Here is a 24,991-nt window from a genome sequence, read left to right as displayed (position 1 = left end):
ATCGAATAATGACATTTCCTATTAACCGGTAATAATTCTGATTTAAAAATATTCTTAGTCATTTTGTATATACGATGACCTTACGTTATCAGTACTTTTAACTTTCCGCTTTGTACTTTCAACTCCTTCTTACTCCTTACTACTCACTACTTACTTCGAAAAATGTTAGCTTTACAGGATATCGCTATATCCATGAGATTATTCCTGCTGATCGTCACTCTTGGAATTTTTGTTTCTCCGTCTGTTGCGCAGCATCATCATTACATTTATATCCAGACGCAGCCCCAGCAGCCTTTTTACGTCAAAATAAACAATGAGCCTTTAAGCTCGAATACGGCTGGCTTTCTGATCATTCCAAAGCTGATAGATACGACGCATGTCTTCATTATGGGTTTTCCTCAGAATGCATTTCCTGAATATCGCTTTTCATTAAAAGGCCTGAAACAGGATAAAGGATTTACGTTAAAAAATTTTGAGGAGAAGGGTTGGGGACTGATCGATAATCAGACGCAGGAGATACAAATGGGAGAGCGGGTGAATAATGAGAAGCAGGATGTGGAATATGTACCGGCACCACGTACTAATGATGCGTTTACATTGATCCTTGCAGCGGTAATTAATGATCCGGGTCTGCCTGGCACTGATCTCATGAGTTCAAATAACGCTTCGTTCGCAATAAATCTTCCACCCGTTGAAAAAAAGCAGCCACCTAAGGTTGAAGAAAAATCAACAGTAAAGAAGGAAATACCTGCTGAGGTAAAACCAGATACAAAAACAACCGCTCCGCCCGTGGTGATGGACCCGCCGGAAACAAAAAATTCAACAGCGCAGGTTGTCATGAACACTCCTGAAAATGCAAAGAACGGAAAAACCACAAAAGGAGATAAAGCAAAGCCGATCCAGGAACGATATGCCAATTCAACTCCAAAGCAGACCGAACCTGCTGCCGTTAAGAATCCCGCACAACCCGCTGCAGGCAAGCGTTCTGTCAATAAGATATCGGTGTTTGCATCACCTTCAGGAACTCAGTTTTTATTTGCTGACATAAGTGAAAATGGTAAAGCAGATACAGTTGATGTCTTTATCCCGAAAGAATCAGAAGCAGTAGCGTTGGAACAACCGAAACGGGTAACCGAAAAGGCAACGTCAACGGAGAACTTACAAAAGCAGGCACCCGTGATTTCTGAAAATGCAGCCATAGCGAGTCAGAAATCAACTGATGTTGTTCCGGATAGTGCAGGAAAAAATATCCCGGAAAAAACTGGCGCTGTACGAGCGGATTGCAAAAAAATGGCTACGGATAAAGACGTTCAATTGCTGAGAAGAAAGATCGTTGCTATCAGGGAAACAGATGATATGGTAGCAGCTGCGTTAAGGGATTTCAAAGCAAAATGTTATACTGCAGAACAAATAAAAAGTGTTTCCATCGTCTTTATCAGTGATGAGGGAAAGTACAAACTGATGGACGCTGCATATCCGTATGTGTATGACAGTTTCAACTATTCTTCCTTGGAATCATTACTGAGTGACACGTATTATATTACGAGATTCAGATCTCTCCTTAAATAGATTTTGCCAACTACAATCTCCTGCTGATGCCACGTTATTTTCTCGAAGTACGCTATGATGGCAGTAGTTTCAGCGGATTCCAGGTTCAGAAAAATGCCAGAACAATCCAGTCAGAAATAGAAAAAGCTGCAGGCACACTGTTACGCATAACCGTAAATTGTACGGGCTCTTCCCGTACAGATGCAGGGGTTCATGCCATGCAGAATTATTTCCATTTCGATGTGGAGCAGACGCTTGAACCGGGCTTTGTATATCATCTCAATGCAATCCTCCCGAAACAGATTGCCGTAGTGAATTGTACTGCTGTCAGGAAGAAATCCCATTGTCGGTTTGATGCAGTGGCACGTTGGTATAAGTATATGCTCAGTAATCGCAAGGATCCTTTCCTTGTTGATCGTGCATGGTTTTATCCATACCCGATGAATAAAGAATTGCTTGACACGGCAGCTGGGATGGTTAAGCAACAGACAGACTTTACTTCGTTCTCCAAGAGGCATGCTGACACAAAGACGACGATCTGCAGTATATCCAGAAGTGAATGGTTTCAGGAAGAAAACGGATGGGTTTATCATGTAGAAGCAAACCGCTTCTTAAGAGGTATGGTAAGGGGTTTAGTAAGTACTATGGTGCAGGTAGGGAGGCAGAAGATCAGTCTGGAACAATTCAATTCAATACTTCATCACACAGATAATGCCCTGACCAGCTTTACGGCCCCGGGTCATGGGCTATATCTTATGCAGGTCCGATTCCCTGACCAGTATCTCGAAATGAGTGAATAATTGTTGCCTTGATTTTATTCATCAGTACGTAAAAGATTCAACAGATTTTCTCATAAATAGTGTTAATGCTTGGATGGTATCAGGCCGGATGGAGAATCAGGTGTAAATGATATGGTTGAATTTACGGTGGAGGATATGATGATTGGAATTGATATCAAAATTTCTTTTAAAATTTTTTTCGGCTGGAATGCCTGTAAATACTGGGGTTTTGGGAGATGTGAATAACTGCGTGTTACAAAAATTTGGAGTGAATGGATAACCCATCCTATATTTGCAACCCGCTTCGAAAAAAGCGCAGTTCTTCGACAAAAAATCTGGTTCAGTTTTCGAAAAAATTTCGAAAGAAAAATGGGAAAAAATTGAAAAAAGATTTGGTAGATAATTAAAAGCTCCTACCTTTGCACTCCCAATCAAAAAGAGGGCAGCGGAAAAGCTGAAAAGATCTTTGAAAGTTTGGAAAGCAGTAACACATTAAGCCTTGATTTATCAAGGGAAAATGGTAAGGCGAATCAACAATTTAACTTTTGAATTGAGCAAATCGATTCTACATTATTTACAATGGAGAGTTTGATCCTGGCTCAGGATGAACGCTAGCGGCAGGCTTAATACATGCAAGTCGTGGGGCAGCACAAATAGCAATATTGGGTGGCGACCGGCAAACGGGTGCGTAACACGTACGCAACCTTCCCGTTACTGGGGAATAGCCCAGGGAAACTTGGATTAATACCCCATATTATATAGATCAGGCATCTGGTTTATATCAAAGCTTCGGCGGTAACGGATGGGCGTGCGGTTGATTAGGTAGTTGGCGGGGTAACGGCCCACCAAGCCTACGATCAATAGCTGATGTGAGAGCATGATCAGCCACACGGGCACTGAGACACGGGCCCGACTCCTACGGGAGGCAGCAGTAAGGAATATTGGGCAATGGACGCAAGTCTGACCCAGCCATGCCGCGTGAAGGATGAAGGTCCTCTGGATTGTAAACTTCTTTTATCTGGGGCGAAAATCGGGTATTCTTATCCGCTTGACAGTACCAGAGGAATAAGCACCGGCTAACTCCGTGCCAGCAGCCGCGGTAATACGGAGGGTGCAAGCGTTATCCGGATTCACTGGGTTTAAAGGGTGCGTAGGTGGGCAGGTAAGTCAGTGGTGAAATCCCCGAGCTTAACTTGGGAACTGCCGTTGATACTATCTGTCTTGAATATCGTGGAGGTTAGCGGAATATGTCATGTAGCGGTGAAATGCATAGAGATGACATAGAACACCAATTGCGAAGGCAGCTGGCTACACGGTAATTGACACTGAGGCACGAAAGCGTGGGGAGCAAACAGGATTAGATACCCTGGTAGTCCACGCCCTAAACGATGATCACTCGACATCAGCGATACACTGTTGGTGTCTGAGCTAAAGCATTAAGTGATCCACCTGGGAAGTACGATCGCAAGATTGAAACTCAAAGGAATTGGCGGGGGTCCGCACAAGCGGTGGAGCATGTGGTTTAATTCGATGATACGCGAGGAACCTTACCAGGGCTAGAATGCTGGGAGACCGTCCCTGAAAGGGGATTTTGTAGCAATACACTGCCAGTAAGGTGCTGCATGGCTGTCGTCAGCTCGTGCCGTGAGGTGTTGGGTTAAGTCCCGCAACGAGCGCAACCCCTATCACTAGTTGCCATCAGGTAATGCTGGGAACTCTAGTGAAACTGCCGTCGCAAGACGCGAGGAAGGAGGGGATGATGTCAAGTCATCATGGCCTTTATGCCCTGGGCTACACACGTGCTACAATGGGCGCTACAAAGGGTTGCAACATGGCAACATGAAGCTAATCCCAAAAAAGCGCTCTCAGTTCGGATCGCAGTCTGCAACTCGACTGCGTGAAGCTGGAATCGCTAGTAATCGTATATCAGCAATGATACGGTGAATACGTTCCCGGACCTTGCACACACCGCCCGTCAAGCCATGGAAGCCGGGTGTACCTAAAGTCGGTAACCGCAAGGAGCCGCCTAGGGTAAAACTGGTGACTGGGGCTAAGTCGTAACAAGGTAGCCGTATCGGAAGGTGCGGCTGGAATACCTCCTTTTTAGAGTATGATCGTCTTTTTAGTTATTGCTTTCCTACACTTTCTTAGTAAAAACTAGTTCTTTTAAAAGTAAAACCCGATAAGGGGGCTACAAAGATCCGTAGCTCAGCCTGGTTAGAGCACTACACTGATAATGTAGGGGTCACCAGTTCAAATCTGGTCGGGTCTACTGGAAGTTGAAAGCTGAAAGTTTAAAGTTGAAGATTGAAACTGTAAGGTTTTGATGAATGACTGCTGACTTGAGGCTCAAGACTTAAACTTGGGGGGTTAGCTCAGCTGGCCAGAGCATCTGCCTTGCACGCAGAGGGTCATCGGTTCGACTCCGATACTCTCCACAAGAATAGTGGTGGGTATAGATTAGAGAAAGTTCTTTTGAAATATTGATGTTGACGAAAGGTCTGGGGTTCATAACCTAAACATCAGCTGAATCCGCGAAGGCGGAAAGCTCTTTGACATATTGGGAAAAAATTAAGTTGTAAAATCGAGTGACTTTTTGTTAGTGGTGGTAACACTGCTACAATTTCAAATTTTTTAAAGCAAGCAAGGGCACATGGTGGATGCCTTGGCTCTGAGAGGCGATGAAGGACGTGGTAAGCTGCGATAAGCTACGGGGAGCTGCACACAAGCGTAATATCCGTAGATTTCCGAATGGGACAACCCAGCATACTGAAGGTATGTTACTCCGAAAGGAGAGCCAACCCCGAGAACTGAAACATCTAAGTACCGGGAGGAAAAGAAAACAATTGTGATTCCCTGAGTAGTGGCGAGCGAAAAGGGAAAAGCCTAAATTCTGGCAGCGTGCTGCCAGGAGGTTGTAGGGCTGCATTTAGAAGCTGTTATCAAGCTGAATCTTCTGGAAAGTTGAACCATAGCAGGTGATAGTCCTGTAAGCGTACATTAACAGTAACGAGCAGTACCCTGAGTAAGGCGGGACCGGAGAAATCCTGCCTGAATCTGCCGGCACCATCCGGTAAGGCTAAATACTCCTCAGAGACCGATAGTGAACCAGTACCGTAAGGGAAAGGTGAAAAGCACCCCAAACAGGGGAGTGAAATAGTACCTGAAACCGTGTGCCTACAAGCGGTCGGAGCGCGCAAGCGTGACGGCGTGCCTTTTGCATAATGAGCCTACGAGTTGCTCCTCACTGGCAAGGTTAAGTTTTTTAATAACGGAGCCGTAGCGAAAGCGAGTCCAAATAGGGCGACTAGTCAGTGGGGGCAGACGCGAAACTTTGTGATCTATCCATGAGCAGGTTGAAGTTCTGGTAACACAGAATGGAGGACCGAACCCATTAACGTTGAAAAGTTATGGGATGACTTGTGGATAGGGGTGAAAGGCCAATCAAACTGAGAGATAGCTCGTTCTCCCCGAAATGTTTTTAGGAACAGCCTCGGATATAGAAGTTTACTAGAGGTAGAGCTACTGATTGGGCTAGGGGGCTTCACCGCCTACCAAACCCTGACAAACTCCGAATGCTAGTAAATATCTCCGGGAGTGAGGCTGCGGGTGCTAAGATCCGTGGCCGAGAGGGAAATAACCCAGATTAGCAACTAAGGTCCCTAATACGTAGTTAAGTTGATCAAACGAGGTGGGGTTTCTATAACAGCCAGGATGTTGGCTTGGAAGCAGCCATTCATTTAAAGAGTGCGTAACAGCTCACTGGTCGAGAGACCCTGCACGGAAAATGATCGGGCATCAAACTACGAACCGAAGTTCTAAGATTGCCACTTGGTGGTATATCGGTAGGGGAGCATTCTGATCCGCTGCGAAGGTGTATGGTAACGTATGCTGGAGCGTTCAGAAAAGAAAATGTAGGCATAAGTAACGATAAATAAGGTGAAAAACCTTATCGCCGTAAGTCTAAGGTTTCCTGATCAACGTTAATCGGATCAGGGTTAGTCGGGTCCTTAGGTAAACCCGAAAGGGGTAACTGATGGAAAGCTGGTTAATATTCCAGCACCCACTGTAGTTTCGATGGGGTGACGGGGTAGTGAAAGAACCGCGTGGATACGGAATTCCACGTTAAAGCACGTAGTTATATTCTGATCAGGTAAATCCGGTCGGGATGACGAAATGTGATAGTACAGCAAAGCTTCGGCTGCGCTGATAGTGTTCCTAATCAAACCTCCAAGAAAAACCTCTAAGGTTAGGCTACAGCGGCCCGTACCGTAAACCGACACAGGTAGACGGGATGAATATTCTAAGGCGCTCGGGTGAGCCGTGGAGAAGGAACTCGGCAAATTAACGCTGTAACTTCGGGATAAAGCGTACCGCAGTGATGCGGTCTCAGTAAAATGGTTCAACCAACTGTTTAGCAAAAACACAGGGCCCTGCAAAATCGTAAGATGACGTATAGAGCCTGATACCTGCCCGGTGCTGGAAGGTTAAGGAAGGGTGTTCGACGCAAGTCAAAGCTCCTGACTGAAGCCCCAGTAAACGGCGGCCGTAACTATAACGGTCCTAAGGTAGCGAAATTCCTTGTCGGGTAAGTTCCGACCTGCACGAATGGTCTAATGAGTTGAACGCTGTCTCCTCCACGAGCCCGGTGAAATTGTAGTATCGGTGAAGATGCCGGTTACCCGCCACGGGACGGAAAGACCCCGTGAACCTTCACTACAACTTTGCATTGATTTTGAGTTTTAGATGTGTAGCATAGTTGGGAGACTTTGAAGCGGTGCCGCTAGGTGCCGTGGAGTCATCGTTGAAATACCAACCTTCTGACACTTAGAGTCTAATCCCTGACGGGAAACAGTGCATGGTGGGTAGTTTGACTGGGGTGGTCGCCTCCTAAAAAGTAACGGAGGCTCGCAAAGGTACCCTCAGTACGGTTGGTAATCGTACGCAGAGCGCATTAGTATAAGGGTGCTTGACTGTGAGGCACACAAGCCAAGCAGGTGCGAAAGCAGGCTAAAGTGATCCGGCAGTTCTGTATGGAAGGGCTGTCGCTCAAAGGATAAAAGGTACTCCGGGGATAACAGGCTGATCTCCCCCAAGAGCTCATATCGACGGGGAGGTTTGGCACCTCGATGTCGGTTCGTCACATCCTGGGGCTGGAGAAGGTCCCAAGGGTTCGGCTGTTCGCCGATTAAAGTGGCACGTGAACTGGGTTCAGAACGTCGCAAGACAGTTCGGTCCCTATCTGTGGTGGGCGTTAGGAAATTGCAAGGACATGACCTTAGTACGAGAGGACCGGGTCGTACGTACCGCTGGTGTATCTGTTGTGCCGCCAGGTGCAATGCAGAGTAGCTATGTACGGACAGGATAAACGCTGAAAGCATCTAAGCGTGAAACCTTCCTTAAGATGAGTTTCCTTTTAAGGGTCGTCAAAGACTATGACGTTGATAGGCTACAGGTGTAAAAGTGGTAACACTAAAGCCGAGTAGTACTAATTGCCCGTACGCTTTAATTTTATTAAATATTTGCTATTTATAGCAGGTCTTTTTAAGTCACTGATTTTACAACTATCCCAATATGACTTTATTTCACGTTTAACGTTCATCGTTTTACGTACAACGTCTTATGGTGCTTTTGCCGAGGGTGTTCACCTCTTCCCATTCCGAACAGAGAAGTTAAGCCCCTCATGGCCAATGGTACTGGGTTGCGGCCCGGGAGAGTAGGTAGGTGCCATATTTATTTAAAAAAGCCTTTCAGATCTGTTTCTGAGAGGCTTTTTTATTTTCCGTATGTCCATGACACCTCGCAGGTTTAAAACCTGCCAGGTTTTCTAAACCTGGGAGGTCTAAGACCTCCCAGGTTGTTTATAATACATCGAGCTTTTCTGTAAAAATCTCCTGCCACAATTGTACCCCGGCATCAGATCTGTTTCCTCATTTGACTTCAGGGTTGATCAATTTTCACTCTACAAAAATTCAAACTATCCTGCAGGTTGCTGAACCTTGCAGGTCTTAAAACCTGGCAGGTATTTAAAACCTGGGAGGTCTAAGACCTACCAGGTTGTACCTTAAACCTCTTGGAGGTTCAGGTTCAGATTCCATCCAGGTGACAGATAATACCAGCGAAAGGCTTTTCATATTGGAGCGGACTATCGTTTTTATCTGAGAGAAAATAAACACAAAACACCACATGGTGTTTATATCGGACCCTATTATTCATACAATAGTTTTTCATGCGGGAATGACTGGTATATGAACACAAGCTCATTTGCAGGTAATGTTGGGAAAGATCTGATTCTTAGTATTCACACCGTTGGTGTGCAACTTGGTTACCAGTTCATATTCTGGAAAAGACTTGCAGTTGACTTCATTATGTTTGGGCCTGGCGTGGGCATGTATAATCTGAAAGCGGGTATCAACACTGAGTCCTGATCACTAATCCTTATTTTTTCAGAAGCCCAATGAGCTCCTGGCGGACAAATTTCCCGGCTACAATAAGGTAATCTACGAAGGGGAATTTGAGAAGAAAGGTTCTGCCCGAACCACAACTTTGGGCTACCGATTTATGATCAATGTTGCGTTCCGCTTTTAAGAAGAAGTTAAAACTGCGAAAGATTTCCGTTAAACGGTTAAATGGTCCGTTTCCGCATAAGTGCGGATATATTAATAAATGAAAATATACCTTTAGCAATCTAAAACTGCTACAATGAAAATCATTTTTTCAGTACTCCTTATTTTCTGCATTCTCCCGGCATTTAGTCAGGGTGTTCGTTTAAACGGATATGCCTCATATACTTTTGATGATAATGTGGATTCTTACTACGATCCGAATGCTTATTACAACGGCAAAATAAAAGGTGGTTTTATGTGGGGTATAGGACTGGAATATATGCTTCGTGAGAATTATGGGCTTGAATTAAGTTATTTAAGACAGGATACGAAAGCTCCGCTTAATTACTACAATGCAGGTCCTAAGTATACGGATTTCGATCTCGGCGTGAACTATATCATGCTTGGTGGAAATCGCTATCTCCGCAAACCCGAAGGTAAAGTGGAGGGACTTTTTGGGGTTCAATTAGGGATGAACATCATGAACCTGGAAAATCCGGATAATAAAAACAGTTCGAGTAAAACATTTTTTGCCTGGGGCCTTAAAGCAGGCGCAACATTCTGGGCATCAGAAAAAGTCGGTATCAGGCTGCAGGCGAATCTGCTTTCTGCAGTACAATCTGTGGGTGGTGGTTTCTACTTTGGAACAGGGGGTGCCGGTGCGGGCGTTGCCTCCTACTCAACAATCTATCAGTTTGGCCTGGGTGGCGGTATCGTCGTGAATCTTTCAAACAAGAAATAACCAAACATCTTTTTCTCAGATATCTTTAAAGCGCCTGGCACCGGCCAGGCGTTTTTATTTGTGCATCACATGGTCCCGAGATAAGCATATTTTTCACCGGGAAATGTGGAATTCATTTCAGATTCGGGGAAATAATTTCCATTTTTTGATGCATGATCCACTGGAGGATGGTGTCTCGGCCTGTTAGCATAGCCCTTGCATAATTAATTGCATGAAACTCCAGGATTATCTCAAATTGTCGCTTGTACAGCAGGAACTGGTGATGTGGTGCCTTGGTGTTACCGTATCCTTCCGTTCAGATTCCTTCTATGTTTATCAACTCTTCCAGGTCGAGTCCTTTTATGTGGAATTGATCTATAGAAAGATCAGCCGGTCTATAGAAACTATTTTTCCTTTTGAGGATACAAAATACCTTGATCCTTACCTCGAGGATATGGTCATCCGAATAGAGTAACCCTTTAATCAGTGCTGTTTTCCCGGATGGGTTCCGGAAAACTGCAAACCCGTCCTCCTGGAACTACATATAAATCACCGGAGATAAAAATTTTTGCCTTGGTTATCGGCAGAGCCGTGTTCCTGCTATCCTTTTGAGATGACATTACATGTCTGTGGCACTGGCAGTTATTCCCCCTGGTCAAATCATATCCTTGTCCTGGGAGAAAAGAGTATTCCTGTGAGCAAGTTGATTGCAGGGATGTATCCTACGTTGCGAATGCAGGTGGCAATCAGTTGCTACTTGTTGCAGCCATTGAACATTAATCGCAGATAGTTACTCTTCTGTAACAGGAAATATTGTCGGCTGGTAGTGAAATGAATTGAAATGGGTTCTGAATTTTTATAAGTAATGGATACGCTCTTTAGCTGCACAACACATCAGGAGGATTATAATTTATAGAGTTTAAAGTTGCATATCCCAGCGGAAGATTTTCGCCAGACACCATGTTGTTAAATATCAGAATGGATGTTGTATATGCCGCTGAATTCAGTCGCGCTCAAGGAATGCAAACCGTTTGATCCGTGCAGCAATATCAATGCGCAATCATTGGTCGATTATTTCCGATCATTACAACAGCAATAATCTGCTGATGATTGATGAAGTAGAAGATTGCCTTTGTTCCAGATCAGAATTTATAGTTGACAGATAACGATATGCCGTAATCGAATTTGCCGCTGTTTGGGTCCGGAGGGCGATTATCGTAGTTCGAGTACAGGTTAAGATTGACATAGAAATTATGAATCAGTTCATGGGAATAGTTAATCGACCCATCATACCTCACCCTTCCCCATTGCGACAAACTCACAAAGAAGGTCTGGTAAATCCCCAACTGCATATTGAATTTGCGATATTCAAAAAAGTTTATGCGGAACATGTACGGCATTTCCAGGGTAACGGCATCTGTTCCTTCCGTACTTCGTTCCTGGCCAAGTGAAATACCGCTGACAGCCCATACCTGCCAGTTGTTTTTGAGAACCAGTTTGTTGCCGGCTCCCAACATTTCCTGGAACCTTCGGGATATACTTAATTGAAGATTTCGTTGGTATAATAACTGACCTGCGAGAAACCATGGCATCTTCAGGTCAAAGGAGCCAAAAAGCTGTATATTTTCATTGTCGCGCGAGAATGATGAAGTATCGATTGAAGCTAGCATGTTCGCCGTCAGCTGGTACTGTGTTCTGCGATAGGTATAATAAACATTGGCATTTGAATTTAGCTGCCCGATGCCACTGGATTTTGAGAAGCTGAATCCAAGGCCGAAATTCCCGGTAAGTCTTTTGAAAAAGTTCTTCTGAACCGGAGATAACAAGGCGATATCAGTAAGATTGAGGATCACCACAGAGCTTCCATCTACTACTGCCACCTGCCCAGGTTTGTCAGTCTTTCGCAAGGGCGAATAAATTACATGCTTGTCTGTTGTTTCAATTCTGAAAAGATGAGGCCCGGTAGTGACATGTTTGATTTTGTATGCTTTGATGCTTAAAATCTTCAGATCCTTATCATCGATTTTAATGATGCCAAGATTTCCGTTCTTGATGTCACCAATTAACACCTGCCCGTTAAATAAGAAAATGGAATCTCTTTCCTGCGATTTGCCATAGAATCCCAAAGCCAGCAATGATAGAAGAAGAATTATTTTTCGCATAAGCATCTGCACAAACTTACTTGGATTTTGCTGTCAGAGTCATTCCTGCAGAAGTTTCGAAATAAAGAAGCGAATAAATTTCTCTGCCGTTTGATTTTAACATCGGTTTAAAAAGAAATATTTTCCGCCCTTCATCGACTGTTCCGATATTTAAAAATGCAGAAATATTGGCTAATTTAAATGATTAATTATCTACCGTGAGCCTGTATTGAATGGGTAGATTAATTTTTTCTTCACCAAAGTATGTCCGGCTGTTGCAAACTTACAGGCGGGCAATTCGCTGACTAAAATATGAAGTGTCTTCATCCTGGTCATTTATACAGAGGGGTGCTGATAAAAGCATCTTGTAAAGCTTTTGGTGTTGCATCAACAGCAAAGTGGACAGTTACTGTTCGTGAACTATTATTAACCAAACCAGCTCCGGAATATTTCATGTGATTGGCGATCCAGGTACCCGAAGACTTATGCCACCCGGGAAGCCTGGTTTTGTAACTGGATAGTAATGCATCCTGTCATAGTCTTTCGGTTTTGCGTCTGCGGTAGCACTTGTAAGGGTCGAGCAGGTGCTTCCAGTGAAGGCAAGAGTGCTAAGATGGTAATGTTTTCATTAACGACGATTTCTGTGTTATCGGCTTTCCTCACCTTTTTACTGAAAAAAGTGAATCTTACTGATGTGTTTATTGATTTCGTTTCTTTTTTGCCTCTTCTTTAAATTTCTCGCGCAGTTCTGCTTTCTTATCCTGGTAGGTTTTGTACTGATCCGGGTTTAGTACCGAAGAAAGTTCGCTGTCCTTTGCTTTGTCGTTTGCTTTTACAGCTTTTCCTTTTTGCATTTTTGATCCGGAGCTGTTTTTTATTTCTTCATTCTTGTTAGCGTACTTTAAATTGATCTTCTGAACTTCAGGCAGCTGTGCATCAGTGAGAGAAAGATTTGTATTCATCCATTCCGTTAACCGAGCTGCACGTTCTGCAGGAGTTTTACTCGTATCCTGGGAATGTACCGCCTGAAATATCACCACCAGCAAAGTGGAGAGGACAAAACTGCAGATGGTTTTTTTCATAATGAAAATTTTGTTTTGAGCTATTTAATTAGAAGACAAAGCCGATATGTACGATATACCTGAATCCGATGCTAGTTGTTTTTAACGCCCCGTTTGCATCAAGTTGTTTATCACTTAAAACATAATTCATTCCCGGGAAGCGCTGAGTGAGCATATCTTCCACCGCGTCCCTTAACTGGGCACGTTGCTCATCCGTAAGAGTTCCACCAAATTTGGCTTCGATTTTATACACGGATACACCAGGGCCGATCATTACCAGGTCAATTGCAAATCTTTTCCATAGTACAAACTGGTAACCAAGTTCGCCGCCAAATGTGTGAATAGAAAATCTCGTGTCAGATGTACCAACTTGTGCTTGTCCGCCCGTTTTCGTAAAAGTATATTCATTCTCTCTCTCAAAATTGTTATAGGAGTAGTAGGGCCCGATATATAAACCATGAGGAGCGAAGTGTTTGTTTTCTTTCTGAAGATAAAAACGGTAGTCCAGCGAAAAATTAATTCCTGAATTCTTTCGATCTTTTTGCAATTGAAAACTATCATTCGATATGGTGATCAATTTTGGTAGCGACGCCCTGCCAATATTCATCGACATGCTTTGTCTTTTATTAATAAGACGTTCGTACCCGAAAACAACGTACCGATCAACACCAAACAAGGCGGCTCCCGACAAGTTATACCTGATTACATTTTTCAACTGCCTGCGTTTACTGCTGTCCTGTGATTGTGAAAAGCCATGGTATGCATTGAAGCAAATGATAACACAAACCAGGCCTGCAATCGCTGGCTGAAGCTTTTTCATTTTTTACTGTTAAAATGTTTTGACTGTGGTTTCATAACGGAAGTAATTTTCAACCGATGTAACCAGAGGTCCTTATAAAATTATCTCCTGGGAATTATGGATACGAACTAATAAGGTGTATAGGGAAGGAATATTATATTATCGCATTCACCAAGGCAATCAAACGTTTGGCAATATCAACGGCAATTAATAAAACCGAAAATTGTTTCTATTATTTGCCGTTAATACTCTTTCTGATAATAGCAGTACATAAAATTATTCAATTTCTTTTATGAAAAAGTTTTTTTCCAGACTGATCGGTTTTGATTTGACATTTAAAATTATTCCGCCGCTTCAGAAAATGCCCAGGTTATTTACAACTTCTTTATCGCAGGAATGTTCCAGCTCCCATCCAGCATTTCTGTTTTTGGCCAATAGACTCTTAACAACACATTGAAGTCTCCTTTTGGTGCAGGAAGCCAGTTGCTTTCCACCGCTTTCCCAGGTGATTCATTCTGTATAATTATATCGACGGACCCGTCGCTGTTTTTTTTCAGATTACTTCTGTCGCCGATCGCATTTCTGTTGATAGCGTTAGCGACCATATACCCATCAGGATCGTACATAGTCAATGACCAGAATGCGTTTGCCGGAGGTGTTTTGCCTTTATCAAAATGCAGAACATATTTGTTCGCTCCATTCAATGCATTGCCATTTGCATCGACAGATGTTGAAGGATAGATTGCGTCTTCCGGCAGGTTAGCTCCCAATCCCATATAGGCAATCAATGCCCTTTCATTATAATTTGTCCCGTAAGTGCCAATGCCTTTTCTTGAAATGCGCCAGCCATTTTCAAGATTTTGCTGACCACCTTTCAGCAACTGATCAAATGCATCGAAAACTTCTGAAGGAAGATTTTTTATTTTATCAGCAACTCCGGCAGGTAAAGTACTAAGCTCAAATTTTTTCCCCGGCACTACACCTATCTTGACAAATTCTTCCAAAGCAGTTTTGTCTGCCGCAGGAGGAGGATTTTTTTCGAGTAGCTGATTCATGTAATTGAAAAAATCTTCTGTTGATAAACCCTTCACGTAGGCATTTGGATCTCCTTTGGGAACCGAAGGATCGGGTTTGATTTCCGGAGGTGAAAAGGTTTTGCCCCAGAAACTCAGCGGTACAAGCTTGTATTTATGTTGCAAAGGCACTACAATTTTATCGCCATCAGCTTTACTGTTAACCTGCGTTCTTCCTACGAGCCAGACATTATTTGTCGGCGATTTTATTTCTTTCATTCCCTGCGGAATAGTACCTGTCCATTTGGGTCCGGTAACCAGATAAATTCCCGCTTCATTTCCTGTTGTTCTTGTACCTGGAGATGCAAATACATTTGTATAAGCATCAAGCATTGGCATCATGTAATATCTTCCATTAGTAGAAGGAAGAGAAAGAACAACAGGTTGTTCCGAAAGATCCAGCATTGCCGTTGAATAATAGGTATCTGCATTTGGACGAACCACAGATCTGAAATTCGCATCAGGAAAGTTTGATTTGTGATTGAATGTATTGGGTGGAGTAAAAAGTTCACCCGCAGATGGATCCTCAAATTGCCTGCGCGAAACATCCAGTATTACCAATGGCATCCCGTAGATATAGGCCTCTTTCGCAATCCGGACAAGATTGCTGTCTGCATTTGCTACATCCGATGCCACAGTTGCTTCCTCTGTATTTGACTTGTCAGAACTATTTTGATTACATGATATCAGAAACATCAACATAAAAAAAGACAGCGCGACTTTCAACATGATAATAATTTAGATGGTAAAATAGATTATTCTCCTTGCAATTGCTATCAATACATTTTCATTAACTCGTTCATCATTTATCCGGAATCAACACAGATATTGCCTCTACTGCATACCTCTGTTAAAGCCCGTACATTCAGCCCTTCACATTTCGGCATTCGTACTTAGTTCCAGACGACGCCTCAACTGCTACTGCAGCTCACTTATTTTAAATTAGTCAATTGTCCTTCGAAATTCATAGTTCGAATTTACTTCGGAAAAATAACTTTCCAGTCGTTCTTCATATCCACCAGTTTCCAACCATATTTTGGTGCGTCGGTTAAACCTTTATCCAGTTTCCCGATAGGTGAATTGCGATCGTATTTCCATTCACGCACTGAATCCGTATGATGTACAATAATTGCTAATCGTGTGCCCGTTCCCGTTGTTGTCCATTGCAGCATCTGGTAATCACCATCAGAATTGCCGGCGGCAAAAACTGGTCGCTGACCGATATGACGATAAATACCGACAGGCTTTCCAGGTCCGTCATCAAGAAAATCAAATTGCGCCAATCTGTTGATGGATGGAACGCTGTCTTTGTTTAGTCCGTACTGCGCTTTTAAAGAACTACCTACTACCTGGTAGTTGGGAATACCATAAGTTTTTTCTGTCCAAGCACGCATGAAATCAATATCACCACCGGATACAATAAAAGTTTTGAACTGATTTTCGCGGAGGTATTGCAACAATTCCAGCATCGGCTGATAAACCATACTGGTGTAGGGCTTTTTAGAAATGGGATGCCTTGCAGTGTCCATCCATTGCTGAACAATCGTTGTAAACTCAGCGCCTGTCATACCTGCAGAACTTGCATTCATTATTCCAATCAATGCCATCTCGCCCTGGGCAAACACTTTTTTCATATCACCTGCCAGGAGTGATTTAAAAGGCTCTTTATTCTTCCATTCGGGATGTTCAGGCGCAATCTGACGGATACGATCAAACGCAAATATCATCTGGAAATAAAGGGGCTGTTCCGCCCAGAGTGTTCCGTCATTGTCGAAGACGGCAATGCGATCTTCAACCGGAATGAATGCTGCATCTCCCTGTGCTGTGACCTTCCTGACGTAATCGGTAATTGCCGTTTTTGTATCTCCATCATTCCAGCTGGATAAATGTGCTACCGAAACAGGCGCAGCATTGCTTGTAGAATCAATTGTTTCAGTCTCGCTCCCCTCAGATTTGCTTTTACATCGAGTTATTGAAAGGAAAGATGCAGTCAGAATCAAAATCCATTGTAAAGTTTTTTTCATAACTGATGTTTGTGCATTGGCAAAAATCAATTTAAATACCTGGTTGTATGTTTTTCAATAGTGACGATATTTTTCAGCTTTCCTTGTTCCAAACTTCCTTAACCCGAAGAACCAGCCCCGCAATTGTGCGGGACTGGCCGGGCCTCTTAATGATTATTATTTCTTCTTTTTCTTCGCAGGTGCTGGTGCTGCAGGTTTAGGCGCAGCTTCCGCTTCCTGGATGAGCTGAGGCATTATCCTCTTCAACTCACCACCGACTTTGATTCTTTTCAACGTTTCTTCTACAATGGTGGTCGGCGTGAAACTTGGTGGGAATGAGCGTGGTGGATAATCTTTGAATGTTTCCACAAATGCAAATACTTTTTCCATACTACCGTATATAAGGAAAGCCCGGCTTAAAAGCCAGTCCCAATATGTATTGGATGTAATGTCAGCCCGTTCAAAAGGATCCTGGTAAAGATTATATATTTTGGAAAGACGGAGCTTTGTAAATGGTTCTCCCCAAACAAGTAAGGTTCCCGGTGCACGCTGCTCTTCATATACATACTTATAATCACCATCGCGGAAAGCGACCAGGGCGCCATCATCATCTGTATAAAAGAAATTGTCGCGTGCACTTTTAACACCATTGTTGTTTCCAGCAGTTCCCTGTACCGACGTAAGAAATTTTGACTGATCGTATCCGTCCAGGTGAACTTTATAATTGATTCCATTGGCGGTATATCCGGCAGCCAGTTTGGCTTTGATATCAGGTTCTCCTGCGATGGCAGCAAACGTCGGGAGCCAGTCATTATGACTCATGACCTCTGTTGTTACAGTTCCTGCCTTGATGTGACCCGGCCATCTCACGATACAGGGTACACGAAATGCGCCTTCCCAGTTCGTGTTTTTCTCGGAACGATATGGAGTCATCGCTCCGTCGGGCCAGGTGTTCATGTGAGGCCCGTTATCGGTTGAATAAACAACGATGGTATTATTCGCAATTCCCATGTCATCCAGTGCTTTCAGAATTTTTCCGATAGTTTCATCATGCTCTATCATACCGTCAATATATTCGCTGTCGCCGTGTGTGTACCTGCCTCGATGATCTTTTCTTACATGTGTTCGAAGGTGCATCCTGGTGGCATTGAACCAGGTGAAAAAAGGTTTTCCCGCCGCATGCTGGCGTTTCATAAAATCGATCGCGGCATCGGAAGTTTCGTCATCTACAGTTTCCATTCTCTTTATATTCAATGGCCCGGTATCTTCTATTTTTTGTTTACCTACTTTTCCGAAGCGTGGGTCCACAGTAGGATCATCCACACTCGTAGCGACACAACGAAGCACCCCCCTGGGTCCGTATTTTTTCAGATATTCCGGATCTTTTGGATAATCAGGTTGTTCAGGCTCTTCTTCTGCATTGAGATGATACAGGTTTCCAAAAAACTCATCAAAGCCATTCACTGTAGGTAGCGACGGATTTCTGTCGCCGACGTGATTTTTCCCAAACTGCCCGGTTGCATAGCCTAGATTTTTCATAATCCCTCCGATAGAAGGATCCAGCTGGCTCATACCCATGGGAGCGCCGGGAAAGCCAACCTTGGTCAGGCCTGTTCTGATACCATGCTGACCGGTGAGAAATGCAGCGCGGCCTGCAGTACAGGATTGTTCCCCATAATAATGTAGAAATTTTAAACCCTCATTAGCAAGCCGGTCGATGTTTGGTGTTTCATATCCCATCACTCCGCCAGAATAGGAACTAATATTTGTAGTTCCGATATCATCACCCCATAATACCAATATGTTCGGTTTTTGACTTTGTGCAAACAACGCCGGCGTCGCGGCCAAACCCAGCGCCAGCAATTTTAGCGACCGGGAAAAATGAGGTGATTTGTTTTTTGACTTCATGTGTTTTTGGTTTAAAATGTGCTTATAAAAATGATTGTTAAGTCCTGAGTTTTATTTACGCCAGTAGCTTCCAAAAACAATATAATATGCCCAGTTGCCCGGTCCACGCGCAATATCAATCCCGCAACGGAGTTTGAACTTCCTCGCCAATAGATACCTGAACCCTGCCCCGTAATTGTATACCAACTCTGCATCTCCAAACTCACTGTAATCATTAAACGCTTTTCCAAGACCACCGAAGGCCAACAGGCTCCAGCGTCGCACAAAATCCCAGCGCTGTTCAGTTTCGGCAAGGATGTTCACTTTGCCCTGGTAACGCATCGTGGGAATACCGCGTAAATCAATATAGGGCACAATGAAAAAAGGAGGATCGCCAAACATCTGCTGATAGTCCACACGAAAACCGCTGATCCAGTTTTTCCCTGATTCTTTTCGATGAAAGACAGGAACATACCAGTACATATAACTGTTGAGCCGTTGATAGTCGTAACTGCTGCCAAAAATGTTGTCACTGAAGTTGACATGCGCATGCAACTTAACTCCCCGGTCAGGTGTGAAAATATTATCTCTTGAATCGTATTCACCTACCACACCCAATTCTCCCACATTGCTTTTTACTTCTTTGTCTTTGACAAAATCCGGGAGTTGAGATCCATTCTGCAACTTCAGCTTTACATTAAGAGACAGGTATTGTATTCCCACCTGGAAACGGGGATCATGCAACTGTCTGCCGAGGTACCCATAAGCCAGGATTGTTTTCAGGTTGAAGCCGAATTGTTTTTCGCCCTGGCTGGCTATCTCACGATAATAGTCCATGTTAACATTCGCGTATCCGCCACCGATCTTGTAACGCAATCGCAGCTTTGGAATAGTGGCCATTCTTCCTCCACCTAAAAACCAGGTTTTATTTAAGGTATATGCTGCAGCGGCAGCAGTGATATCCGGAGGGACAGGTGTAGCTTTCCCATCAGTTACTATCGGGGGTTTCTTTTTAAGAAAGACCGGTGCAATGCCAAACCCAAAATTACCCAGCGCAGGTTCAGTGATAATTACCGGTACGGGAATAAATCCGTTCGCATTGATGATCCAGTCGCTGAGATCGAGTTTGTGATCAAGTGAATCTTTTAAACTGAATTTTGTTTTTCCCTGGCTCATTGCCATGGAAGGACAAAAGACAATTGTAACGAATAAATGAAGTGTGACTACGGGATTTTTCATTTTGATATTCACGGGTACTTCAACAGATGTTTTTTTGTATGCTGAATTTCTGAATGGTCTCTGATTTGATTTGCAGTTCCAATACCTGCTCTGCTATTATCCTTTTGAGCCTGGCATTTTCTTCACGGATATGTTTGAGCTCGGCCTGGAGATCATTAAGAAATGTTTCCCTCGGATGCATTCCGTCCTTAAATTCATTTCTCCATCGTAATAAAACACTATGGGCGAGGCCATATTTTTCCCTGGTAGCAGTCATTCCATTTTCACCTGCCTCCAGAATAATCCGAAGTTTTTCCTCCAGTTTGAATGTTCTTCTTTGTTTTGTCACCGGGTGATTTTTTTCACTTGATAGAATTATTGTTAGGGTAATGGAGTTCCTGGAGCTCCCGGCGGAAAGCCTGCCATGATCTTTGCGATAAATTCAGGTATCTGCTGATCAGGATTTTTTAACGGTCGATCGATCCTGGCTGTGCCCGTACCTACCCAAACTACTTTTTTTGTTGATGCGTCTACGATATCGATGATTAGCGAGCCATCCTGGTAAGTATCGTATTGATAGGTAGTACCTGATGATAGGCCCAATGTTCCGCTCCATGCATAAGGTCGGTACACTCCACCGTATCCGTAATAATCTGTCGCAAATGATACACCCACTTCATTTTTTCTAACAGCAACGGCATTAACCAGCAGATCCGGTTTGGTGGTATTTTCAATGAAACCCTTTTTAACCATTTCTGATTGTATCGCAGATAAAATTCTCTTCTTGTTCAGTTCACTGAGTGCAGGTTTTGAACTGTCTGATGCAAATAGAGCATAGGTCTTAAACTTCGTGAAAGTCTGAGATCTGTCGTAATCGGAATACACCTTTAATGAGGGGCTGCATGAGAGTGCATAAAGTATTATGACAATTACCGGAAATATCCTGATAGCAGACTTCATACAAAATCTTTTCAAAAGATAATGTGGCTTTAACTGCCTGGTAGTGCAGTATAGATGATTTAGTCAGTGTCAGCTGACTTCAACATTTTATTAATAAGGGGTACGTTGATGGTGTACTGCTAATCAGTGTCAAAAGGGAGATGACAATGGATTTTAATAGTAGAATGCCGGTTGAGCATTTGTAAGCGAATTAAGGTGACTTAAATTAGCTCATCTTTTCTTAATTAAGACACTCCTCAGAAACTTATTCGCCAAAATCGTGCAACTTTTTTTAAATATACCCATTAACTTGTAGATACTTGTTTTAAGACTGTATCTCTATACAAATAGTAGCAGAAAAATTGATTTCAACTGCGTCCACGGAATCAATTGTTTCCTTCGCCCGTCATATTGTACGCCTGCATAAGTTTGCTCAGCGAGAGCAGGCTCTGAACATTTAGTTTTTCAAAAATTCTTCTCTTGTAAGTATTGCCCGTCGAATACTGGATGCTGAGTATGGTACATATCTCCGGAAGGGATTTGCCTGCATTCAATAAATTAGCAATTTCCAGTTCGCGGTCAGAGAGACCTGTGAATGGATTTAATGGTGTTTTCCCGACTTTATTCTCCAGCAGGAACTCAGAGAGTTTGGTGCTGATGTATTTTTTGTTTTCTAGCACACGTTTTACAGCATAAATGATTTCTGCATTGTGTGCCGTTTTTTCCAGATAACCCATGGCTCCCATGTTTATACATCGAAGTCCGTACACTTCTTCTTTATGCATGGTGAGCACTAATACTTTTTCATGAGGGTTCCATCGCAGGATCCATTGCATAAACCCACTGAAATCAAAATTGGGAAGATTAATATCGAGCAATACCAGGTCATACCTGTTTTTCTTGAGCAACCTGATGGCTTCGGCTTCATTGTCAGCTTCATCAAATGCACTTACCTCCATGTTTTCACGTAACAGGGATTTAATTCCGGCGCGGACTATGCTGTGGTCATCTATGTGCAGAATCGAAATCAAAACAACCTAATAAGCAACAATTAGGGCACAATTTAAGGCATTAAATTTTAGTAGCTGCACCCCTCTCGTGCCGTTCATCCAACAGGAAGGGACCAAGTACTACATTGCTTCCGTTTTCCGCTGAAGAATCAATATGCACCTGCAACCCCAATAAACTACAGAAAAATAAAATGAACTTATATCCATGTCCTTTTTCCTCCCAGTCAAAATGATATGGGTTTACATCAGAAGCTTGTCTGTCGTTGATGCGTTTAATTACTGAATGCGGCATTCCCTTCCCCTCGTCAGATACAGAAATACTGCACGAATTATTCCTGTAAATAAGTTTGACCCTGATGATGCTATTGGAAGAGTATTTATTTGCATTGTCGATCAGGTTTCTAAGAATGATTTTTAAGAGGTGGCGATCTGTAATTATTTTTTTACCGGGTGCTATTTCTATCTCGAGCCTGTTGGATTTTGACTGCATCAATGAAGCAAAAAAATCGTTAAGCTCCAGTGCAAGCATATTCAGATCTGTAGGACGGACATTTGGTTTAAAGTTCTTACCTATCGCGCCGAGCCATGAACCGAAATCTTCAACAAAACTATACACGTTTTTAGACGTTTTTTTCAGCTCCTGGCTGATCTGATTAATCTGGATATCCTGGCTCTTCCTCGAATATCTCTCCAGTCTTTCAATTTCATCGCCAAAAAATCGCAAAGGGGATTCAAGATCGTGTGCAAGGATCATCGCGAGATTTTCCATGAAACTACTTTGCTGAATTACCTCTTCTTTTGAATCTTCCAGTTCTTTTACCGTTTGTTCAAGACTTTCGATCAGTACTTCCTGTTCTTTTGTTCGTTCTTTTACTTCCTGCTCAAGTTTGTTTTTCTGCCTGACCAGTACATTCAATCTCCACCTGATCACAACGAATGAAGCAAGCAGCAGTAACACTATAGCAATGGAGAAAAACAATCTTGTTTTATACCATGCAGGTTTTACTTCAAATTTGATTGAACTTTCAGAATAAATGTCAGTGTCAAGCCCTGTCTTCTTTCGCAGGTTAAGTTTGTATTTGCCCTGGGGTAATTTTCCCAGCAGGATCATTCCATTCTGACTTAAAGAATGCCATTCTTTATCTAATCCTTCCACCTGGTATTCAATATTGTTGTTGTATCGATCCCCGAAATAAGGTGAGCTGACCTGAAATTGGAGGCTGGTTACATTTTGCGGAATGATGACGTCGTTTTCGGACTGCGGAAGCCGCGCCTCATCAATTAGAATTTCATCAACATAAATTTTCTGATCAGGCTGTAATACCGTGATTTTATCAGGATTGAAAATGCAAACACCCATCATTGTAGGAAATGCAAAATTGCCATTACGTAAACGTACACCTGAGGGATTGCAACCCCCGTTAAATTCATTTGTTTTAAAGCCGGAAGTTTTGTCAAAATAATGATAGTAAACTACCTCCGATTTGCCATCGATATAATCGTTCAGATTTTTTGCATTACATACAAACAAACCACGATTTGAAGTGATCCATATCCGACCTTTGTCGTCTTCAAGCATGCAATGCACCATTGACAAATAACCTTGCTTATCAAGCGGAAGTGGAATGGCTCGTCCCTCCCTGATTGCATAAAACCCAGATCCATAAGTCCCTGCCCAGACAACACCATTTTCATCTTCCCGCAAAAAACGGATATTTTTTAAACCGGGAATTTCTTTTGCCTTACCTGTGCTATCCAACACGATAATTCCGTTGGTACCACCGATCCATATTTCTTTTGTACATGTTTCTATAAAAGTGGCAATATGAAAGTTTTTCGAAATCGATTCGGGTTTGAATTTCCATTCAATTCCCCTGGGAGTTATTTTTCCAAGGCTGGCAAAATCGGAAACCCAGATCGAGCCGTCGAGAAACTCACGCATGCACGAAGTTTTGAAGCGGCGTACAGGTAGAAATGATAATTCCCGGAGATTGCTATCTAGTCTCACAATTCCTGACTCGCCGGAAGTTCTGATCTTGTTCATGTAATAATCCCCATTGGAAGTTCTGAGTAAACTCTCTGAAGTATATCCATAAAGCAACAATGTTTTTTGATCTGTAAATGCTCCTTTTTTTGTCAGCACGCCGTTGTTTCCGTAAGGAGCCAGCGCGTACATCACATTGGACTCAGCATCGTCAAAACTTTTTACAGAGAATTCTTTTTTGCGAATGATGTATAAGCCATTACTCATCGTTCCAACAAAACTGATTCCTGCTGCCGGGATATGCTTCAGGAAACTGATATTCGAAAGCTCGCCGACAGGGATGACAGGTTTTAGCTTTAACTTTTTAATGCCAGGTTGAAAATCGATCGAATAAATAATGCTGTCTATACGTAGGTAATAATGATTGTCGTCTTTAATAAAAGAAAATGCTGATGTCAAACTAATCGGGTTCCGTTTGACTGCATTTACAAATTCGACTTTTAGTTTGGCGAAACTTGTCAATCCGGAATCGGCCATGATCAAATCCCTGGCCGAATTGAAATATATATAACGGTCCCCGATAACCGACATGCAGTTGAATACGGATTTGGCTATGTCCTTGGCTTCCGGAAGGGTCCAGGAGGGTTGAAATCCCCCTGAAATTTTTGCCCGACAGCCATCAAAAATCTGATGAGGAAGCTGGAGTTGTATATCGGCTTTTTTTTCTTCAGCAGCGGAAGAAAAGTGAATAAGCCGGTTGGAGTCCGTCATTTTATAAAAATTCTTGTCCTCCATCCGCACATAGACATTGCCATCCTCCAGGATGCCCATCAAGGTGGATCGTACCGAACTTATTCCCTGTGTGTTGCTGTGATTGTACAATTTGAATTGAGCACCATCAAACCTGGCAATGCCCACCTCCGTGCCGATCCACAAATAACCTTTTCTGTCGAGTTCAAGTCCTTTGATACTATTCTGTGGAAGTCCGTTTTCCGTCGTGATATGTTCAATATAATATTGCTGAGCAATTAAATTAATACAGGAGAGGTTCAAAAAAGCGATAAGTGCGACTCGCAAACATTTAATGCTGATCGGGTTCATTTCAATGTTACCACATATATTTTTTGTAACAGAATCTGCTATAAATATAGTATTAAAACTATGATCAGTCTTTTAGATTGACGCAGATAGTTTTGCTTCATATCATCATCAGGCTCCCTGGA

17 protein-coding genes, 2 tRNA genes and 3 rRNA genes are annotated in these 24,991 nt (G+C 42.9%); 10 read left to right on the top strand and 12 right to left on the bottom strand.

What is annotated here, in order from left to right; all coding sequences use genetic code 11:
* Window positions 1–192 precede the first annotated feature (192 nt).
* From P2W82_RS16015 to rrf, 7 genes are all read left to right on the top strand, one after another.
* A complete protein-coding gene (locus P2W82_RS16015) occupies window positions 193–1,569 on the top strand; it encodes a DUF4476 domain-containing protein (protein ID WP_336516919.1) in 1,377 nt (458 codons plus the stop codon).
* Between the two features lie 26 nt (window positions 1,570–1,595).
* A complete protein-coding gene (gene truA, locus P2W82_RS16010; protein ID WP_336516918.1) occupies window positions 1,596–2,348 on the top strand; it encodes a tRNA pseudouridine(38-40) synthase TruA in 753 nt (250 codons plus the stop codon).
* Window positions 2,349–2,903: 555 nt separating this feature from the next.
* Window positions 2,904–4,430 (top strand): 16S ribosomal RNA (locus tag P2W82_RS16005).
* Window positions 4,431–4,524: 94 nt separating this feature from the next.
* Window positions 4,525–4,599: transfer RNA gene (locus P2W82_RS16000), tRNA-Ile, on the top strand.
* A 92-nt stretch (window positions 4,600–4,691) separates the two neighbouring features.
* Window positions 4,692–4,765, top strand: a tRNA-Ala gene (locus tag P2W82_RS15995).
* Between the two features lie 195 nt (window positions 4,766–4,960).
* Window positions 4,961–7,839 (top strand): 23S ribosomal RNA (locus tag P2W82_RS15990).
* 109 nt (window positions 7,840–7,948) lie between these two features.
* A 5S ribosomal RNA gene (rrf, locus tag P2W82_RS15985) occupies window positions 7,949–8,060 on the top strand.
* The 16S, 23S and 5S rRNA genes sit together here with 2 tRNA genes alongside, the layout of an rRNA operon.
* A gap of 354 nt (window positions 8,061–8,414) precedes the next feature.
* Here the strand turns inward: rrf and P2W82_RS15980 are convergent.
* Window positions 8,415–8,543 carry a hypothetical protein gene (locus P2W82_RS15980; RefSeq protein ID WP_336516917.1) on the bottom strand — a complete coding sequence of 43 codons (129 nt, stop codon included), beginning with the start codon at window positions 8,541–8,543 and terminating at the stop codon, window positions 8,415–8,417.
* A gap of 32 nt (window positions 8,544–8,575) precedes the next feature.
* Here P2W82_RS15980 and P2W82_RS15975 point away from each other — a divergent pair, with 32 nt between their 5' ends.
* The 3 genes from P2W82_RS15975 to P2W82_RS15965 all read left to right on the top strand — a co-directional run bounded on the left by P2W82_RS15975 (window position 8,576) and on the right by P2W82_RS15965 (window position 10,128).
* Window positions 8,576–8,755, top strand: a complete 180-nt coding sequence (locus P2W82_RS15975; protein ID WP_336516916.1) for a hypothetical protein — start codon at window positions 8,576–8,578, stop codon at window positions 8,753–8,755.
* 274 nt (window positions 8,756–9,029) lie between these two features.
* Window positions 9,030–9,674, top strand: a complete 645-nt coding sequence (locus P2W82_RS15970) for an outer membrane beta-barrel protein (protein ID WP_336516915.1) — start codon at window positions 9,030–9,032, stop codon at window positions 9,672–9,674.
* 211 nt (window positions 9,675–9,885) lie between these two features.
* Window positions 9,886–10,128, top strand: coding sequence for a hypothetical protein (locus P2W82_RS15965; protein WP_336516914.1), 243 nt, complete (start codon window positions 9,886–9,888; stop codon window positions 10,126–10,128).
* A gap of 667 nt (window positions 10,129–10,795) precedes the next feature.
* Here the strand turns inward: P2W82_RS15965 and P2W82_RS15960 are convergent.
* The 11 genes from P2W82_RS15960 to P2W82_RS15910 form a co-directional block, all read right to left on the bottom strand.
* Complete coding sequence (locus P2W82_RS15960) at window positions 10,796–11,815, bottom strand: DUF481 domain-containing protein (protein ID WP_336516913.1); 1,020 nt, start codon at window positions 11,813–11,815, stop codon at window positions 10,796–10,798.
* Between the two features lie 677 nt (window positions 11,816–12,492).
* Complete coding sequence (locus P2W82_RS15955; protein ID WP_336516912.1) at window positions 12,493–12,876, bottom strand: hypothetical protein; 384 nt, start codon at window positions 12,874–12,876, stop codon at window positions 12,493–12,495.
* A gap of 28 nt (window positions 12,877–12,904) precedes the next feature.
* A complete protein-coding gene (locus tag P2W82_RS15950) occupies window positions 12,905–13,675 on the bottom strand; it encodes a hypothetical protein (RefSeq protein ID WP_336516911.1) in 771 nt (256 codons plus the stop codon).
* A gap of 353 nt (window positions 13,676–14,028) precedes the next feature.
* Window positions 14,029–15,456 carry a DUF1254 domain-containing protein gene (locus P2W82_RS15945; protein ID WP_336516910.1) on the bottom strand — a complete coding sequence of 476 codons (1,428 nt, stop codon included), beginning with the start codon at window positions 15,454–15,456 and terminating at the stop codon, window positions 14,029–14,031.
* Window positions 15,457–15,704: 248 nt separating this feature from the next.
* Window positions 15,705–16,751, bottom strand: coding sequence for an HAD family hydrolase (locus P2W82_RS15940; RefSeq protein WP_336516909.1), 1,047 nt, complete (start codon window positions 16,749–16,751; stop codon window positions 15,705–15,707).
* 156 nt (window positions 16,752–16,907) lie between these two features.
* On the bottom strand, window positions 16,908–18,638 hold the full coding sequence (locus P2W82_RS15935) for an arylsulfatase (RefSeq protein WP_336516908.1): 1,731 nt from the start codon (window positions 18,636–18,638) through the stop codon (window positions 16,908–16,910).
* 51 nt (window positions 18,639–18,689) lie between these two features.
* On the bottom strand, window positions 18,690–19,856 hold the full coding sequence (locus P2W82_RS15930) for a BamA/TamA family outer membrane protein (protein ID WP_336516907.1): 1,167 nt from the start codon (window positions 19,854–19,856) through the stop codon (window positions 18,690–18,692).
* Between the two features lie 19 nt (window positions 19,857–19,875).
* The gene (locus P2W82_RS15925) at window positions 19,876–20,184 is read right to left on the bottom strand and encodes a transposase (protein WP_336516906.1); all 309 of its coding nucleotides are present in this window, start codon (window positions 20,182–20,184) and stop codon (window positions 19,876–19,878) included.
* 32 nt (window positions 20,185–20,216) lie between these two features.
* Window positions 20,217–20,795, bottom strand: a complete 579-nt coding sequence (locus P2W82_RS15920; RefSeq protein WP_336516905.1) for a DUF4136 domain-containing protein — start codon at window positions 20,793–20,795, stop codon at window positions 20,217–20,219.
* 365 nt (window positions 20,796–21,160) lie between these two features.
* Window positions 21,161–21,805 carry a response regulator transcription factor gene (locus tag P2W82_RS15915; protein ID WP_336516904.1) on the bottom strand — a complete coding sequence of 215 codons (645 nt, stop codon included), beginning with the start codon at window positions 21,803–21,805 and terminating at the stop codon, window positions 21,161–21,163.
* 40 nt (window positions 21,806–21,845) lie between these two features.
* Window positions 21,846–24,845: a two-component regulator propeller domain-containing protein gene (locus P2W82_RS15910; protein ID WP_336516903.1), complete on the bottom strand. Its 3,000-nt coding sequence runs from the start codon at window positions 24,843–24,845 to the stop codon at window positions 21,846–21,848.
* Window positions 24,846–24,991 lie beyond the last annotated feature (146 nt).

The organism is Pollutibacter soli (genome assembly GCA_029269725.1).
GTDB classification, from domain to species: Bacteria; Bacteroidota; Bacteroidia; order Chitinophagales; family Chitinophagaceae; genus Pollutibacter; species Pollutibacter soli.
Note: the sequence above shows the minus strand (reverse complement) of the source record. Positions and strands in the feature narration are given on the sequence as shown.

Coding starts and splice junctions, on each gene's coding strand:
- P2W82_RS15980 (WP_336516917.1), bottom strand. CDS start 8,543: ATGAATAATAGGGTCCGATATAAACACCATGTGGTGTTTTGTGTTTAT.
- P2W82_RS15970 (WP_336516915.1), top strand. CDS start 9,030: ATGAAAATCATTTTTTCAGTACTCCTTATTTTCTGCATTCTCCCGGCA.
- P2W82_RS15965 (WP_336516914.1), top strand. CDS start 9,886: ATGAAACTCCAGGATTATCTCAAATTGTCGCTTGTACAGCAGGAACTG.
- P2W82_RS15955 (WP_336516912.1), bottom strand. CDS start 12,876: ATGAAAAAAACCATCTGCAGTTTTGTCCTCTCCACTTTGCTGGTGGTG.
- P2W82_RS15975 (WP_336516916.1), top strand. CDS start 8,576: ATGAACACAAGCTCATTTGCAGGTAATGTTGGGAAAGATCTGATTCTT.
- P2W82_RS15960 (WP_336516913.1), bottom strand. CDS start 11,815: ATGCGAAAAATAATTCTTCTTCTATCATTGCTGGCTTTGGGATTCTAT.
- P2W82_RS15930 (WP_336516907.1), bottom strand. CDS start 19,856: ATGAAAAATCCCGTAGTCACACTTCATTTATTCGTTACAATTGTCTTT.
- P2W82_RS15950 (WP_336516911.1), bottom strand. CDS start 13,675: ATGAAAAAGCTTCAGCCAGCGATTGCAGGCCTGGTTTGTGTTATCATT.
- P2W82_RS15940 (WP_336516909.1), bottom strand. CDS start 16,751: ATGAAAAAAACTTTACAATGGATTTTGATTCTGACTGCATCTTTCCTT.
- truA (WP_336516918.1), top strand. CDS start 1,596: ATGCCACGTTATTTTCTCGAAGTACGCTATGATGGCAGTAGTTTCAGC.
- P2W82_RS15935 (WP_336516908.1), bottom strand. CDS start 18,638: ATGAAGTCAAAAAACAAATCACCTCATTTTTCCCGGTCGCTAAAATTG.
- P2W82_RS15945 (WP_336516910.1), bottom strand. CDS start 15,456: ATGTTGAAAGTCGCGCTGTCTTTTTTTATGTTGATGTTTCTGATATCA.
- P2W82_RS16015 (WP_336516919.1), top strand. CDS start 193: ATGAGATTATTCCTGCTGATCGTCACTCTTGGAATTTTTGTTTCTCCG.
- P2W82_RS15920 (WP_336516905.1), bottom strand. CDS start 20,795: ATGAAGTCTGCTATCAGGATATTTCCGGTAATTGTCATAATACTTTAT.